14 protein-coding genes and 3 tRNA genes are annotated in these 15,842 nt (G+C 43.0%); all 17 read left to right on the forward strand.

The window, feature by feature from the left end; translation table 11 throughout:
• The first annotated feature begins 153 nt into the window (after positions 1-153).
• The 17 genes from galE to H8S51_RS09560 all read left to right on the forward strand — a co-directional run bounded on the left by galE (position 154) and on the right by H8S51_RS09560 (position 15,750).
• Positions 154-1,170 carry a UDP-glucose 4-epimerase GalE gene (galE, locus tag H8S51_RS09480; RefSeq protein WP_117920937.1) on the forward strand — a complete coding sequence of 339 codons (1,017 nt, stop codon included), beginning with the start codon at positions 154-156 and terminating at the stop codon, positions 1,168-1,170.
• A gap of 170 nt (positions 1,171-1,340) precedes the next feature.
• Entirely contained in the window at positions 1,341-2,414 is a 1,074-nt protein-coding gene (locus tag H8S51_RS09485) for an NAD(P)H-dependent flavin oxidoreductase (RefSeq protein WP_186898830.1), read from the forward strand.
• 128 nt (positions 2,415-2,542) lie between these two features.
• Positions 2,543-2,614: transfer RNA gene (locus H8S51_RS09490), tRNA-Glu, on the forward strand.
• A gap of 34 nt (positions 2,615-2,648) precedes the next feature.
• Positions 2,649-2,720, forward strand: a tRNA-Glu gene (locus tag H8S51_RS09495).
• A gap of 34 nt (positions 2,721-2,754) precedes the next feature.
• Positions 2,755-2,826 (forward strand) — tRNA-Glu (locus H8S51_RS09500).
• Positions 2,827-3,107: 281 nt separating this feature from the next.
• Positions 3,108-3,575, forward strand: coding sequence for a ribosome maturation factor RimP (gene rimP / locus H8S51_RS09505; RefSeq protein ID WP_117920935.1), 468 nt, complete (start codon positions 3,108-3,110; stop codon positions 3,573-3,575).
• Between the two features lie 32 nt (positions 3,576-3,607).
• The gene (gene nusA, locus H8S51_RS09510) at positions 3,608-4,816 is read left to right on the forward strand and encodes a transcription termination factor NusA (protein WP_118208907.1); all 1,209 of its coding nucleotides are present in this window, start codon (positions 3,608-3,610) and stop codon (positions 4,814-4,816) included.
• 15 nt (positions 4,817-4,831) lie between these two features.
• Positions 4,832-5,122, forward strand: coding sequence for an RNase P modulator RnpM (gene rnpM / locus H8S51_RS09515; protein ID WP_006858061.1), 291 nt, complete (start codon positions 4,832-4,834; stop codon positions 5,120-5,122).
• A 10-nt stretch (positions 5,123-5,132) separates the two neighbouring features.
• Positions 5,133-5,441 (forward strand): L7Ae/L30e/S12e/Gadd45 family ribosomal protein, encoded by a 309-nt coding sequence (locus H8S51_RS09520; protein ID WP_186898918.1) that lies wholly within the window; start codon positions 5,133-5,135, stop codon positions 5,439-5,441.
• Positions 5,442-5,446: 5 nt separating this feature from the next.
• Positions 5,447-8,386: a translation initiation factor IF-2 gene (gene infB / locus H8S51_RS09525; RefSeq protein ID WP_186898829.1), complete on the forward strand. Its 2,940-nt coding sequence runs from the start codon at positions 5,447-5,449 to the stop codon at positions 8,384-8,386.
• Positions 8,387-8,398: 12 nt separating this feature from the next.
• Positions 8,399-8,794, forward strand: a complete 396-nt coding sequence (gene rbfA / locus H8S51_RS09530) for a 30S ribosome-binding factor RbfA (protein WP_117920931.1) — start codon at positions 8,399-8,401, stop codon at positions 8,792-8,794.
• 38 nt (positions 8,795-8,832) lie between these two features.
• Positions 8,833-9,786 carry a DHH family phosphoesterase gene (locus tag H8S51_RS09535; protein WP_186898828.1) on the forward strand — a complete coding sequence of 318 codons (954 nt, stop codon included), beginning with the start codon at positions 8,833-8,835 and terminating at the stop codon, positions 9,784-9,786.
• Positions 9,787-9,800: 14 nt separating this feature from the next.
• Complete coding sequence (gene truB, locus H8S51_RS09540; protein ID WP_117920929.1) at positions 9,801-10,736, forward strand: tRNA pseudouridine(55) synthase TruB; 936 nt, start codon at positions 9,801-9,803, stop codon at positions 10,734-10,736.
• Positions 10,733-11,662: a bifunctional riboflavin kinase/FAD synthetase gene (locus H8S51_RS09545; RefSeq protein WP_186898827.1), complete on the forward strand. Its 930-nt coding sequence runs from the start codon at positions 10,733-10,735 to the stop codon at positions 11,660-11,662. The genes truB and H8S51_RS09545 overlap by 4 nt, the downstream gene beginning before the upstream one ends.
• A 108-nt stretch (positions 11,663-11,770) precedes the next feature.
• On the forward strand, positions 11,771-12,976 hold the full coding sequence (locus H8S51_RS09550) for a C40 family peptidase (protein ID WP_117920927.1): 1,206 nt from the start codon (positions 11,771-11,773) through the stop codon (positions 12,974-12,976).
• Between the two features lie 151 nt (positions 12,977-13,127).
• Entirely contained in the window at positions 13,128-13,394 is a 267-nt protein-coding gene (rpsO, locus tag H8S51_RS09555; RefSeq protein ID WP_006858056.1) for a 30S ribosomal protein S15, read from the forward strand.
• Between the two features lie 262 nt (positions 13,395-13,656).
• Positions 13,657-15,750: a polyribonucleotide nucleotidyltransferase gene (locus H8S51_RS09560; protein WP_117920926.1), complete on the forward strand. Its 2,094-nt coding sequence runs from the start codon at positions 13,657-13,659 to the stop codon at positions 15,748-15,750.
• Positions 15,751-15,842: the final 92 nt, after the last annotated feature.

Raw genomic sequence — 15,842 nt, forward strand, 5'->3', positions numbered from 1 at the left:
AATATAAGTATACTGGCTGCCATACTAATATGCAACATTTTTACATATTATTTGTACATTTTTGGCTATACATTTTCATCAGAATGGGGTAAGATGTACCCATAACGTTGAAGGTAAATAAAAAGACTTGTTATGGAAAGGTGGAAGAAAACTATGGCAATTTTAGTTACCGGCGGTGCCGGATTTATTGGAAGTCACACATGTGTAGAATTATTAAATGCAGGTTATGAGGTTGTTGTTCTTGACAATCTGGTAAATGCATCTGAGAAATCATTAGAGCGTGTAAAAGCAATCACAGGAAAAGATGTAACTTTCTATAAAGGAGATATTTTAGACCGTGAGATCTTAAATGAGATCTTTAAGAAAGAGAAAATTGACAGCTGCATTCATTTTGCAGGATTAAAGGCTGTTGGTGAGTCTGTACAGAAACCTTGGGAATATTACAACAACAATATTTCAGGAACATTAACTCTGGTAGATGTAATGCGCCAGCATAACTGCAAGAACATTATTTTCTCATCTTCAGCAACGGTATATGGTGATCCGGCTGAAATCCCGATCACAGAGAACTGCCCGAAAGGTCAGTGTACCAATCCTTATGGCTGGACAAAATCCATGTTAGAGCAGGTACTGATGGATATCCAGAAAGCTGATCCGGAGTGGAATGTTATTTTACTTCGTTACTTTAACCCGATCGGTGCCCATAAGAGCGGAACAATGGGAGAAAACCCGAATGGTATCCCGAACAATCTGATGCCGTATATCACACAGGTGGCAGTTGGAAAATTAAAAGAACTTGGTGTATTTGGCAATGATTATGATACACCGGATGGAACTGGTGTCAGAGATTATATTCATGTCGTTGATCTTGCACTTGGTCATGTAAAGGCATTGAAGAAGATTGATGAGAACTGTGGTCTTGCAATCTATAACCTTGGAACTGGTCATGGTTACAGCGTACTTGATATTGTGAAAAACTTCGAAGCTGCAACCGGCGTAAAGATTCCATACGCAATCAAACCAAGACGTGCAGGAGATATCGCAACATGCTATTGTGATCCTTCAAAAGCGGAGCGTGAGCTTGGCTGGAAGGCACAGTATGGTATCAAGGAAATGTGTGAAGATTCCTGGAGATGGCAGAAGAATAATCCGAATGGATATGACGAATAATCTGTAAGACAGACTATATAACAGAAGATGGAAAATACCCTGTAATGCCAATGCGGCAGAGCAGGGTATTTTTCTTTATAAATAATAATATGGTTGTCATTGACATGATATATATTAAATGCTACTATAATACATAGTAATAAAAACTATATATAATAGAGAGGGATATTATGAAACCAATTTTTTCAATGAACAGTTTTGAGGGATGGAATCTGAGCCTGCCGCTGATACAGGGAGGCATGGGAGTTGGTGTGAGTTTAAGCGGTCTGGCAGGTGCAGTTGCGGCGGAGGGAGGTATGGGAGTGATCTCCACAGCACAGATCGGATTTGAAGAACCTGATTTTGTGGGAAATGAAGAAGAATGTAATCTGCGCGGTATCCGGAAACATATTGCCAGGGCAAAAGAATTGTCTGCTGGAAGAGGAATGGTGGCAGTGAATGTCATGGTTGCATTACAGCAGTACAGAGAACATGTAAAAGAAGCAGTGCGTGCGGGGGCAGATGCTGTGATCTGTGGAGCAGGGCTTCCAATAGACCTGCCGGAACTGGTAGAAGCGGGGAAGGCAAAGATCGCACCCATTGTATCATCAAGGCGTGCTGCGTCCCTGATCTTAAAAACCTGGGATAAGAAATACGGCAGAACAGCAGATTTTATTGTTGCTGAGGGACCAGAAGCAGGCGGCCATCTGGGATTTTCAAGAGAACAACTTGAGGACATTCCCAAAATCCGTTTTGCGGAAGAACTGACTGCGATCATGGAAGAAAAGAAACAGTATGAGGAGAAATACCATAAACAGATCCCTGTTTTTGCGGCAGGTGGGATCTGGGATGCAGCCGACGCAAAACGAATCGCAGAAATCGGGGCAGATGGTATTCAGGCAGCGACAAGATTTGTTGCAACAAAAGAATGTGATGCGTCTTTAGAATACAAGAATGCTTATGTGACAGCAGAAGAGTCGGACGTAAAAATTATCAAAAGTCCGGTCGGCATGCCGGGACGTGCATTGAATAATGCGTTTGTCCAGAAAACAGAAAATACGGCACAGCGGGTGGAACGCTGTTATCATTGTATTAAAAACTGCAAACCTGCGCAGATTCCATACTGCATTACACAGGCATTGATCCGTGCCGTACATGGAGATATCGAAAACGGGCTTGTATTTTGCGGTTCAAATGTTGGAAAAATAGAACGGATTTCGACGGTTAAGGAAGTAATAGAGGATTTAATGTATGAAAAGGTGTAAATGTGCCATGAAAACAGGAAAAAATATGACACAGAATTGTGTAAATTGTTCATATTTTTAAAAAAATAAAAAAAGTTCAAAAAAAGACTTGCAAATAAAAAAAAGCATGCTATAATAAGTATCAGTTCGGCTCGTTGGTCAAGCGGTTAAGACGCCGCCCTCTCACGGCGGAAACAGGGGTTCGATTCCCCTACGAGCTACTCTGTTTTATAACAGGGATGAACAAATACTTATGGCCCGTTGGTCAAGCGGTTAAGACGCCGCCCTCTCACGGCGGAAACAGGGGTTCGATTCCCCTACGAGCTATTCTGTTTTATAACAGAGATAATCAAATATTTGTGGCCCGTTGGTCAAGCGGTTAAGACGCCGCCCTCTCACGGCGGAAACAGGGGTTCGATTCCCCTACGAGCTACTCACTGTTATTTCGAAAGAGATAAACAGCCCAACCCGAGAAGTTGTCAGTATGCCAGATGGTGTATTGGCAATTTTTTTTGTAATAGGAAATTTCATTGAAATCCCGCAAAAGGCTTGCATTTTAGAAAGGAAAGTGTTACATTAATAAATGATAACACGATGACTTGATTGAGAGAGGACGAAAGCCCTCTCTCAATTCATGTTTAGGAGCCATGTATTCTGATGAGTGAAAGAATCTGGCAAAAGGAAAACTGAATATGGAAGAAAGAAGGTGTACACATGTCAAAACGTGAAACATACGAAACGCGCACCGAAGAACTGATTACTCCGATCTTGGACCGCATGAATTTTGAGCTGGTCGATGTGGAGTATGTAAAGGAAGGCGGTACCTGGTACTTGAGAGCCTATATCGATAAGGAAGGCGGCATTACCGTAAATGACTGTGAGGCAGTGGCGCGGGAGATGAACGAGATTTTAGATAAAGAAGATTTCGTTGAAGATTCCTATGTTTTTGAGGTCAGCTCTCCGGGACTTGGAAGACCGTTAAAAAAAGAAAAGGATTATGTCCGCAGCATGGGAAAAGAAGTAGAGATACGAACATACCGTGCGATTAACCGTGAAAAGGAATTTTATGGTATTTTATCTGCATATGATGAAAATACCGTGACAATAAAGACAGAGGATGAGACGGAAATGACGTTTGAAAAAAGTGATATTGCGCTGATCCGTCTGGCATTTGATTTTTAAAGATAAACTATAAACTAAAGGAGGATTTTAAAATGAGTAATAATGAGTTGTTAGAAGCGTTAAATATATTGGAACAGGAGAAGAATATCAGCAAGGATACATTGCTTGAGGCGATTGAAAATTCTCTTGTTACAGCATGCAAGAATCATTTCGGTACATCTGATAATGTAAAGGTATCGATTGATCCGGAAACCTGTGAGTTCCATGTGTTTCAGGAAAAAACAGTTGTTGAAAATGTAGAAGATCCGGTAGAGCAGATCAGTCTGGTCAATGCTAAAATGATCAATTCCAAATACGAGATCGGCGATGTTGTCAATATTGAGGTGCAGTCTAAAGAATTTGGCCGTATTGCAACACAGAATGCAAAGAATGTGATCTTACAGAAAATCCGTGAGGAAGAGCGTAAGGTTTTATATGATCAGTATTACAGCATGGAAAAAGATGTTGTGACCGGTGTGGTACAGCGCTACATTGGAAGAAATGTCAGCATTAATTTAGGAAGAGTTGATGCGATCTTAACAGAAAATGAACAGGTGAAAGGTGAGGTGTTCCAGCCGACAGAACGTATCAAAGTGTACATTCTGGAAGTTAAGGCTACTTCAAAGGGACCAAAGGTATTAGTATCAAGAACACATCCGGAACTTGTAAAACGTCTGTTTGAATCTGAGGTTGCTGAAGTCCGCGAGGGTATCGTTGAGATCAAAGCAATCGCCCGTGAAGCAGGAAGCAGAACAAAGATCGCAGTATGGTCCAATGATCCGGATGTTGATCCGGTTGGCGCATGTGTTGGTATGAACGGTGCCAGAGTTAATGCAATCGTTGGTGAGCTGCGCGGTGAGAAAATTGATATCATTACCTGGAATGAGAATCCGGCAATGATGATCGAAAATGCATTAAGCCCGGCAAAAGTTATTTCCGTTATTGCAGATGCTGAAGAAAAATCAGCGAAAGTTGTTGTACCGGATTACCAGCTTTCTCTTGCAATCGGTAAAGAAGGACAGAATGCAAGACTTGCAGCACGTCTGACAGGATTCAAGATCGACATTAAGAGTGAGACACAGGCGAGAGAGTCAGGTGACTTCCTTGATTATGAGAATGATTACGAGGAAGATGAGTATTACGATGAGGACGGCGAGTCCTATGAGGATTACGAAGACAGCAGCGCACCGGCAGAAGACAGCTATGAGGCTGACGGAACAGAAGAAAACAATGTTGAAGCTGACGGAGAGGACAGAGAATAAGAGGTATTAAGAAGAATGTCAAATAAAAAGATTCCGATGAGGCAGTGTGTCGGCTGTCATGAAATGAAAGCCAAAAGAGATATGATCCGTGTGATCAAAACAGCGCCGACGGAAGAAGGGGAAACGGAGATCATTTTAGATGCGACTGGAAGAAAGAACGGAAGAGGTGCTTATATCTGTCCGAACCGTGAATGTCTTGCAATGGCGATAAAGAATAAAGGGTTAGAACGATCATTTAAAATGCCGATCCCAAAAGATGTATATGAAACGCTGACAAAGGAGATGGAACAGCTTGAAACCAGATAGAGTGTTATCTATGCTAGGAATTGCCGCAAAGGCCGGCAGTGTGGTGAGCGGAGAATTTTCTACGGAAAAGGCGGTAAAAGAGGGCAGGGCATACCTTGTCATCGTTGCACAGGATGCGTCAGACAATACAAAGAAAATGTTTCGCAATATGACAGAGTTTTATCAGGTGCCAATGTATGAATATTCAGATAAAGAAATGCTTGGGCATTTCATTGGAAAAGAATTTCGTGCGTCGCTTGCAGTCACGAACGAGGGACTGTCGCACTCGATAGAAGAGAGACTGAAACAACAATCACAACTGAATAGTGGGAGGAATTAAGATAAATGGCAAAAATGAGAGTATATGACCTTGCAAAAGAATTAGGAATAGAGAGTAAACAGATTATAGAGACATTAAATACGACAGAATATGCAGTAAAAGCAGCTTCAAGCAATGTGGATGATCCGGCACAGGAGATTGTGAGAAAGAAGTTCGGGAAATCTGCTGCACCGGAGAAAAAGGCGCAGAACAAAGAAAATGCACCGGAAAATAAACCGGCAGATAATAAGGCAGCTGCACCGGAAAATAAACCGGTACAGAAACCGCAGGCAAATGAACAGACAAAATCAGCAGAAAATGCAGAGCAGCGTCCGAAGAAAAAATCAAGCATTACTGCTGTATTCAATGCACAGTACAGTAAACAGGGCAATAACCGCGGTGGTAATAACAACAGACGTCCGGGCAATGGCGACAGACGTCCGGGTAATGGTGAACGCCGTCCGCAGGGACAGAACCAGAACCGTGGCAATGCGCAGGCAAGACCGACATCCGGTTATGATGTGAGAAAAGCATTTGAGCGTGCGATCAACCCGGAGGCTGCAAAGGCAGCAGAAGAGGCAGAACGTCTTGCAGCAGCAAAAGCAGCAGAGTTAAAGGCACAGAGAGATGCTAAACCGGCAGCTGAAGAACCGAAAAAACCGGTTGAGACTGTACAGGTACAGACTCCGAGAGAAAATGTATATGCACAGAATCCGGAATACCGTCCGCAGAATAATGATCGTCGTCAGGGAAATAATAATGACAGACGCGACCGTAATAACAATGGTCAGCGCCGTCCACAGGGAGACGGAAGAAACCAGAGAAACAATGGTGACAGACCACAGCGTCCATACGGTGACAGAAACGGAAGAAATGACGGACAGCGTCCATACCAGAACAATGGCAGACCGGGACAGGGTCAGGGCGACAGAAATAATAACAGAAACAATGGCTTCCGTGGCGGAAATAACGGTGGCGGCAGACTTGACCGTGAGATCGACCGTTTCAATAAAGAGGCAGCGGCAGCAGCTCCGGAAGAATTAAGAGGAAAAGAATCGAGAGAGCGTGATAAAGACAGAAACAAAAACGCAAGACAGCGTAATGATTATGATGCACTTGGCGGAAAGAAACAGGAACGTTTTATCAATCTTGAGAAGAATGGCGGCAAGAAGAAACCGCAGCAGCAGCCAAAACAGCAGCCGGAAGAGGATGCAATCCGTACACTTGTTCTCCCAGAGAAACTTACGATCAGAGAATTAGCTGACAAGATGAAAGTACAGCCATCTGTCATCGTAAAGAAGCTGTTCTTAAAAGGAACAATGGTTACTGTGAATCAGGAAGTAGATTACGAGCAGGCAGAAGAAATCGCATTAGAGTTTAACTGTATCTGTGAACCGGAGGAAAAAGTCGATGTGATCGCTGAACTCTTAAAAGAGGAAGATGATCCGGAAGATACTTTAGTAGCACGTCCACCAGTTGTCTGTGTTATGGGTCACGTTGACCATGGTAAAACATCTTTACTGGATGCAATCCGTTCTACCCGTGTGACAGACAGAGAAGCGGGCGGTATCACACAGCATATCGGTGCGTCTGTGGTATCTATCAATGGACAGAATATTACATTCTTAGATACACCGGGACATGAGGCATTTACCGCAATGCGTATGCGTGGTGCAAATTCTACTGATATTGCAATCTTAGTTGTAGCAGCAGATGATGGTGTTATGCCACAGACTGTAGAGGCGATCAACCATGCAAAGGCAGCAGGAGTTGAGATCATTGTTGCAATCAACAAGATCGATAAACCAAGTGCAAACATCGAGCGTGTAAAACAGGAGTTATCCGAATATGAGCTTATTCCGGAAGACTGGGGTGGAAGCACGATCTTCTGTCCGGTATCCGCACATACAAAAGAGGGTATCGACAACCTGCTTGAGATGATCCTTTTAACAGCAGAAGTGCTTGAGTTAAAAGCAAATCCAAAGCGTAATGCAAGAGGTCTTGTCATTGAAGCACAGCTTGATAAAGGACGCGGTGCTGTTGCAACTGTTCTGGTACAGAAAGGTACTTTAAAAGTTGGTCAGCCGGTAGCATGCGGAAGCTGCTATGGTAAAGTCCGTGCGATGATCGATGATCAGGGAAGACGTGTCAAAGAGGCTGGTCCTTCCATGCCGGTTGAGATTTTAGGTTTATCTTCTGTTCCGGAAGCAGGCGAGACATTCGTTGCAATGGATACAGAGAAAGAAGCAAGAGCATTTGCAGAGACCTATATTTCCGAGGGCAAGAACCGTCTGATCGAAGATACAAAAGCAAAGATGTCCTTAGACGATCTGTTTTCACAGATCCAGTCCGGAAATGTCAAAGAACTCGATATCATCGTGAAAGCCGATGTACAGGGTTCTGTGGAGGCAGTAAAACAGAGTCTTGTAAAACTGTCGAACGAAGAAGTAGTTGTAAAAGTCATTCATGGTGGTGTTGGTGCGATCAACGAGTCTGATGTCAGCCTTGCATCTGCATCGAATGCGATCATCATCGGATTTAACGTTCGTCCGGATCCGACTGCAAAACTTACTGCAGATAAAGAAAATGTAGATATCCGTCTCTATAAAGTCATCTACAATGCGATCGAGGATGTAGAGGCAGCAATGAAGGGAATGTTAGACCCGGTATACGAGGAGAAAGTCTTAGGCCACGCAGAGATCCGTCAGATCTTCAAGGCTTCCGGAGTTGGAAATATCGCAGGTTCTTATGTGCTTGACGGTATGTTCCAGAGAGGATGTAAAGTTCGTATTTCCCGTGAGGGTGAGCAGATCTTTGAGGGTGATTTAGCTTCCTTAAAGAGATTTAAAGATGATGTGAAAGAAGTAAAAGCAGGATTTGAGTGCGGTCTTGTATTTGAAGGCTTTGGAGATTTCCAGGAATTAGATATCGTAGAAGCGTATACAATGGTTGAGGTACCGCGCTAAAAGAGGATTGATATGAGAAAAAACAGTATTAAAAATACCAGGATCAATGGTGAAGTGCAGCGTGAACTTTCCAATATTATCCGCGGGGAGATCAAAGACCCGCGGATCAATCCGCTGACAAGCGTTGTTGCAGTGGAAGTTGCACCGGATTTAAAGACATGCAAAGCATATATCAGCGTTTTAGGAGATGAGGAATCCCAGGCAAAAACGCTGGCAGGATTAAAGAGTGCCGAAGGATTTATCCGCAGCAAACTTGCAAAAACAGTCAATCTGCGCAATACACCGGAGATCCGTTTTGTATTAGACCAGTCAATCGAGTATGGCGTAAAAATGTCTAAGATGATCGACGAGGTTACAAAAGATATCAGAGATGATAACGAGGAAGAAACAGATACAAACAATGATTAAGATGCACAGATCATGTGTATTTGGGGATGGAGGAGAAAATGAAAAGTCTTGATGAACTTTTCCAGGGAGTGAAAACAGTTGCCATTGCAGGCCATGTAAGACCGGATGGAGACTGTGTCGGTTCCTGCCTTGCAACTTATAATTATATCACAACCTATTATCCACAGATAGAAGTCAGCCTGTATCTGCAGCCGATTCCCAATATTTTCAAGTTTATGAAAAATTCAGATAAGATCATAAGCGACTGTACTGCGGATACAAGTTATGACCTGTTTATCGCACAGGACTGTGGTGATCTCGGAAGACTTGGGGATGCGGCAAAATATTTTGAACATGCGAAAAAAACAGCATGTATCGATCATCATATCAGCAATCAGAGCTTTGCAGATGAAAATTATATTTTCCCGCAGGCAAGTTCTACATCAGAGCTTGTATTTGAACTGATTCCGAGAGAACGGCTGAATAAGGAAATCGCAGAGTGCATTTATACCGGGATCATTCATGATACCGGTGTGTTCCAGTACTCCTGCACATCGGCAAAAACGATGGAAGCAGCAGGTGTTCTGATGGGACTGGGAATAGATTTCCCGAAGATCGTGGATCAGACATTTTTTACGAAGACTTATGAGCAGAACCGTATTATGGGACTTGCGTTAGTCAAAAGTAAGCTGCATCTGGATGGAAAATGCATTTCAAGCATCATTACTGCGGAAGAAATGAAAGAATATGACGTATTGCCGAAACATTTAGATGGAATCGTCAGTCAGCTCCGCGTGACAAAAGATGTGGAAGTGGCAGTATTTTTATACCAGACAGATGAGGAAAATTATAAAGTCAGCACCCGGTCTGCAAGTTATGTGGATGTTGCAAAGATCGCTGCAAAATACGGTGGTGGCGGGCATGTCAGGGCAGCCGGTTTTTCTGTGACAGGAGATCCGGATGTACGGCTGAATGAAATCATTGCAGATATTAAAGAACAGATCACAGATTGATTTTGGGGAAATTTATGATTAACGGAATTATCAATGTATACAAAGAAAAAGGATATACATCCTTTGATGTGGTCGCAAAATTAAGAGGCATTTTAAAAACAAGGAAAATCGGACACACAGGGACACTCGATCCGGATGCGGAGGGAGTGCTTCCTGTGTGTCTTGGTAAGGCAACAAAAGTCTGCGACCTTTTGACGGATAAAAATAAAGAATACGTTGCTGTGATGCTGCTTGGAAAAGTGACAGATACGCAGGACGTCACCGGAACTGTTTTAGAGGAACATCCGGTAGAAGTAAGTGAAGAACAGGTAAAAGAAGCGGTTCTTTCTTTTGCGGGAGACTACATGCAGGTGCCTCCAATGTATTCTGCATTAAAAGTAAACGGCAAGAAGCTGTGTGATCTGGCAAGAAGCGGTGTAACTGTGGAACGTCAGGCGAGACCGGTTCAGATTTATTCGATAGAGATCATCAAAATGGAACTGCCGAGAGTCTGCATGCGTGTGCGCTGTTCGAAAGGAACTTATATCAGAACGTTATGTCAGGATATCGGTGAAAAACTTTCCTGCGGAGCATGTATGGAATCACTTTTGCGGACAAAAGTATCTGAGTTTTGTGTACAGGATGCATTGCGGCTCTCAGAGATTGAGGAGCGTGTCAAAAAAGCAGTAGGACAGACAGCACCGGAGCAGTGGGAAGCAGGGATGTTTGACTTTATTTATACGGTTGATTCCGTATTTTTACAGTATAAAAAAGCGGTGATCTGCAGAGAATGGAACAAACTGTTATATAACGGAAACCGGATAAAAAAAGACATGTTTGTTTCCTATCAGAGTAAATGGGAACAGCAGCCGATCCGTATTTATGATGAGGAAGGGCGTTTTATCGGAATTTATGAGTACTCAGATATACAGGGGGATTATAAACCGGTAAAACTGTTTATGGAAGCATGAAATATCTGAAAAATACAACCGAATTTTATATAGAAGAACCAACGGTACTTTCGCTTGGAAAATTTGATGGAATACACAGAGGACATGTACTTCTGATGGAACATCTTGCTGCTAAGAAAGAAGATGGACTTGCTGCGGTCATATTTACCTTTAATATTCCACCGCGGAAAAGTGTGGAACAGGTTGAAGCGAAAGTTTTGACGACTAATGAAGAAAAAATGCATATCTTTGAACAGATTGGGATTGATTATCTGGTTGAGTGTCCGTTTACAAAAGAAATCATGTGCATGGAACCGGAAGATTTTATAGCAAAGATTGTACACCAGCTCCATGTGAAATGTTTTGTGGTTGGTTCAGATTTTCATTTTGGACACAACCGCAGAGGCGATTATCACATGCTGAAAGATCTGTCGGACAAGTATGGTTATGAGGTGCTTGTCATTGACAAGATGCAGGAAGATAAGAGAGATATCAGCAGTACATTTGTCCGGGAAGAGATTGCAAAAGGCAATATCGAGAAAGCGAATCACCTGCTGGGATACCACTATTTTGTGACAGGAGAGATCCTTCATGGGAGACATTTAGGCAGCACTAAACTTGGAATCCCGACGATCAATCAGATCCCGCCGGAAGAAAAACTTCTTCCGGAGAGCGGTGTATACGTGACTGAAGTACGGCTCGCTGACAGGTGTTACCGTGGTGTTACGAATGTTGGTGTAAAACCGACGATTGAAGGAAAAAATCCAATCGGAGTTGAAACCCATCTTCTGGATTTTGCAGGAGATCTTTATGGAAAAGTTGTAACGGTAGAGTTCCTGACCAGAGTACGTGAGGAACGGAAATTTCCATCCATTGAGGCTCTGAAAGAGGAAATGCAGAATAACATTGCATATGCAAGGGCATGGTTTGGGAAAAATGAAACCTAAATATTACGAAAATATTACATAAATATGTTGACATTGTAAAAAATGACTGCTATACTTGAGCAGTATTGAATAAATAAGGTATTTTGGAATATTTGGAAAGGTACGGATATGAAAGCAAAATGGGTTAAGGCAGCCGGACTCCTTGCAGCCGGTTCTCTTATATTTTCAGTAGCTTATATTGATGAAAAGTCAGGTTCAAAAGATGGACGTGCAGTGATGGCAGAGAGCACATCTTTACAGGAAAATGAGGTATCTGCCGGAGTTTCTTCCACATTGGGCGGACAGATTGGAAATTATGCAATGACGGATGCAAAGGTGACTTCTGGTGTTACGGATGCAATGTCAGATTATCTTTCTGTTACGGCTGCAGATATGGTCAGTGTTTCGGAGTCAGACCGTGATGTGACCGCATCCGGTCAGGAGGAAGAGACGCAGGAAGAGGATAAAGAAAAAGCACTTGCAGAAGCAGCAGGCGAATTTGGCTATACGAACCTTGGCATTGCACAGGCGGACGGTAATATCAATGTCCGTGAAGTACCTGGAACAGAGGCAGAGATTGTTGGCAAACTGCCAAATAATGCAGGATGTGAAATTATTGGAACAGACGGTGAGTGGACGCAGATCGAGTCAGGAAAAGTAAAAGGATATGTAAAATCAGAATATCTTCTGACCGGGGAAGCTGCGATCGCAAAAGCACAGGAGGTAAAGCAGACTGTTGCGACCGTGACAACGACAACACTTTATGTCCGTGATGAGGCAAATACAGACAGTCATGTTATCACCATGATGCCGGAAGGAGAAGAACTTGAGGTACTTGAAGTTCTTGACGGCTGGGTAAAGATCAATGTTGACAGTGATGAGGGATATGTTTCATCTGATTATGTCAGTATAGCAACGGAACTGCCGAAAGCACAGACCATGACAGAAGTTCGTTATGGACAGGGTGTATCGGATGTGCGCGTATCACTTGTTTCCTATGCTACACAGTTTGTTGGAAACCCATATGTCTGGGGAGGAACAAGTCTTACAAGAGGGGCAGACTGCTCCGGATTTGTATTAAGTGTATTTGCTAATTATGGTATTTCACTTCCGCATTCTTCTAAGGCACAGGCAAACTGTGGAACAAAGATTGCTGCGTCGGACGCACAGCCGGGAGATCTTTTCTTCTATGGCAATGGCAGCAGTATCAATCATGTGGCTATTTATATTGGCGGAGGTCGTGTGGTACATGCAAGTTCTCCAAAGTCCGGTATCAAGATTTCCGGAGCATATTACAGAACGCCGGTTAAAGTAGTGCGTGTGATCAATAATTAAATTTAGGCATTTACAACAGGATGAACCCATGTTATAATAACGAAGTATGAGTTTAGCCCATATTCGGTAGATGGACACTCCGACCTTTTACTGAGTATCATATCCCGGCACAGCCGGAAAGGGCGTTTAATAAGAAAAGGAGGATCATAAAATGATCGCAAAGGAAAAGAAACAGGCAATTATCGCAGAGTATGGCAGAACACCGGGAGATACAGGTTCACCGGAAGTACAGATCGCTATCTTAACAGCACGTATCGAGGAATTAAATGCTCATCTTGCTGAGAACAAAAACGACTATCATTCAAGACGTGGTCTTTTAAAGATGGTTGGTCAGAGACGTGGTTTACTGGCATACTTAAAGAAAGTTGATATCGAAAGATATCGTTCCTTAATTGAGCGTTTAGGTCTTAGAAAATAAGATCTTCTCCATACAGAGCCGCTTCCGCATGGAGGCTGGCTTGTATGGATACCGTATGGAATCTGTTCCATGCGGTTTTATCGAGTGGAGATATACTCCACTCGATTTTCAGTTAAATAAGAAAGGGTCCCCAAAAAGATTCTTTCCAAAGACGGATTACAGGCAGAAGTATATTTCCGAGACCACTGAAAAATGTATGAAAAGTCGTGTATTTTTCAGTAGTTTCGGTGCTTCTGTCTCCACAGAGAAAAGGAGAAAACGAATGTATAAAAGTTTTTCAATGGAACTTGCCGGCAGAACATTGACTGTTGATATCGGCAGAGTGTGTGCCCAGGCAAATGGTGCTGCATTATTAAAATACGGCGAGACAACTGTCTTATCTACAGCTACCGCATCGGACAAGCCGAGAGATGGCGTTGATTTCTTCCCGCTCAGTGTTGAGTATGAGGAGAAGATGTATGCAGTTGGAAAGATCCCTGGAGGCTTCAATAAGAGAGAGGGAAAAGCATCTGAGAATGCGATCCTGACTTCTCGTGTTATTGACCGTCCAATGCGTCCGCTGTTCCCGAAAGATTACCGTAATGACGTTACCATCAACAACATGGTTATGTCTGTTGACACAGAGTGCCGTCCGGAAGTTGTAGCAATGATCGGTTCTGCACTTGCAGTTACCATTTCTGACATCCCATTTGCAGGTCCTTGTGCTATGACACAGATGGGTATGGTAGATGGCGAGTTTATCATCAATCCGTCCCAGAAAGTATGGGATACCGGTGATTTACAGCTTACGGTTGCATCTACATCAGAGAAAGTCATCATGATCGAGGCCGGTGCGAATGAGATCCCGGAAAAGAAAATGATCGAGGCAATCTATAAATGTCATGATGTAAACCAGACGATCATTGCGTTTATCAATCATATCGTAGAAGAAGTAGGCAAGCCAAAACATGAGTACACAAGCTGTGCAATTCCGGAAGAAATGTTTGCTGCAATGAAAGAAATCGTAACACCGGAGCAGATGGAAGAAGCTGTATTTACCGATGAAAAGCAGAAACGTGAAGAGAATATCCGTGAGATTACAGATAAACTTGCTGAGGCATTTGCAGATAACGAAGAATGGTTAGCAGTGCTCGGTGAGGCTGTTTACCAGTATCAGAAGAAGACTGTCCGTAAGATGATCTTAAAAGATCATAAACGTCCGGATGGCCGTGCAATCAATCAGATCCGTCCACTTGCAGCAGAGGTTGACCTGATTCCAAGAGTTCATGGTTCTGCAATGTTTACCCGTGGACAGACACAGATCTGTGATGTTGTTACATTAGCTCCACTTTCTGAAGTACAGAAGATTGACGGATTAGATGAGAATATTACAACAAAGAGATATATCCATCAGTATAACTTCCCTGCATATTCTGTAGGTGAGACAAAGGTTTCACGTGGACCGGGACGTCGTGAGATCGGTCATGGTGCATTAGCAGAGAAAGCACTTATGGCTGTACTTCCTTCTGAGGAAGAGTTCCCGTATGCAATTCGTGCTGTATCCGAGACATTTGAGTCAAACGGATCTACTTCCATGGCTTCTACCTGTGCATCCTGTATGTCATTAATGGCAGCAGGCGTTCCGCTTAAAGCAATGGTTGCAGGTATTTCCTGTGGTCTTGTTACCGGTGATACAGATGATGATTATCTTGTTCTTACTGATATCCAGGGACTTGAAGATTTCTTCGGGGATATGGACTTTAAAGTAACCGGTACGCACAAAGGTATCACTGCGATCCAGATGGATATCAAGATTCATGGTCTTACAAGACCGATCGTTGAGGAAGCGATCAGCCGTGCAAGAGAGGCAAGAATCTACATCATGGATGAGGTTATGTCAAAAGCGATCGAAGAGCCGAGAAAAGAAGTAAGTGCGTATGCACCGAAGATCGTTCAGATTCAGATCAATCCGGACAAGATTGGTGATGTAGTCGGACAGAGAGGCAAGACAATCAACGAGATCATCGACCGCACTGGTGTTAAGATCGATATCACGGATGACGGTGCAGTTTCTGTATGCGGTACAGATGCTGAGATGATGAATAAAGCAATCGAGATGATCAAGATCATCACGACTGACTTTGCTGAGGGACAGATTTTTACCGGTACGGTTGTAAGCATCAAAGAGTTTGGTGCATTCATTGAGTTTGCTCCGGGTAAAGAGGGAATGGTTCATATTTCCAAAATTTCCAAAGAGCGTATCAACCGTGTAGAAGATGTCCTGACATTAGGAGATAAGGTTAAAGTTGTATGCCTTGGAAAAGATAAGATGGGACGCATCAGCTTTTCTATGAAGGATGTTCCGGCAGAGGCATAAGAAAAGATAGACAATTTGAAAATTGCAAATGGTCTGTATATTTTGGTATACAGACCTGAAAAAAGAACTGCGTGTTGATCTGAAAACACGCA

Origin of the sequence: Roseburia rectibacter, from assembly GCF_014287515.2 — a bacterium.
GTDB classification, from domain to species: domain Bacteria; phylum Bacillota; class Clostridia; order Lachnospirales; family Lachnospiraceae; genus Roseburia; species Roseburia rectibacter.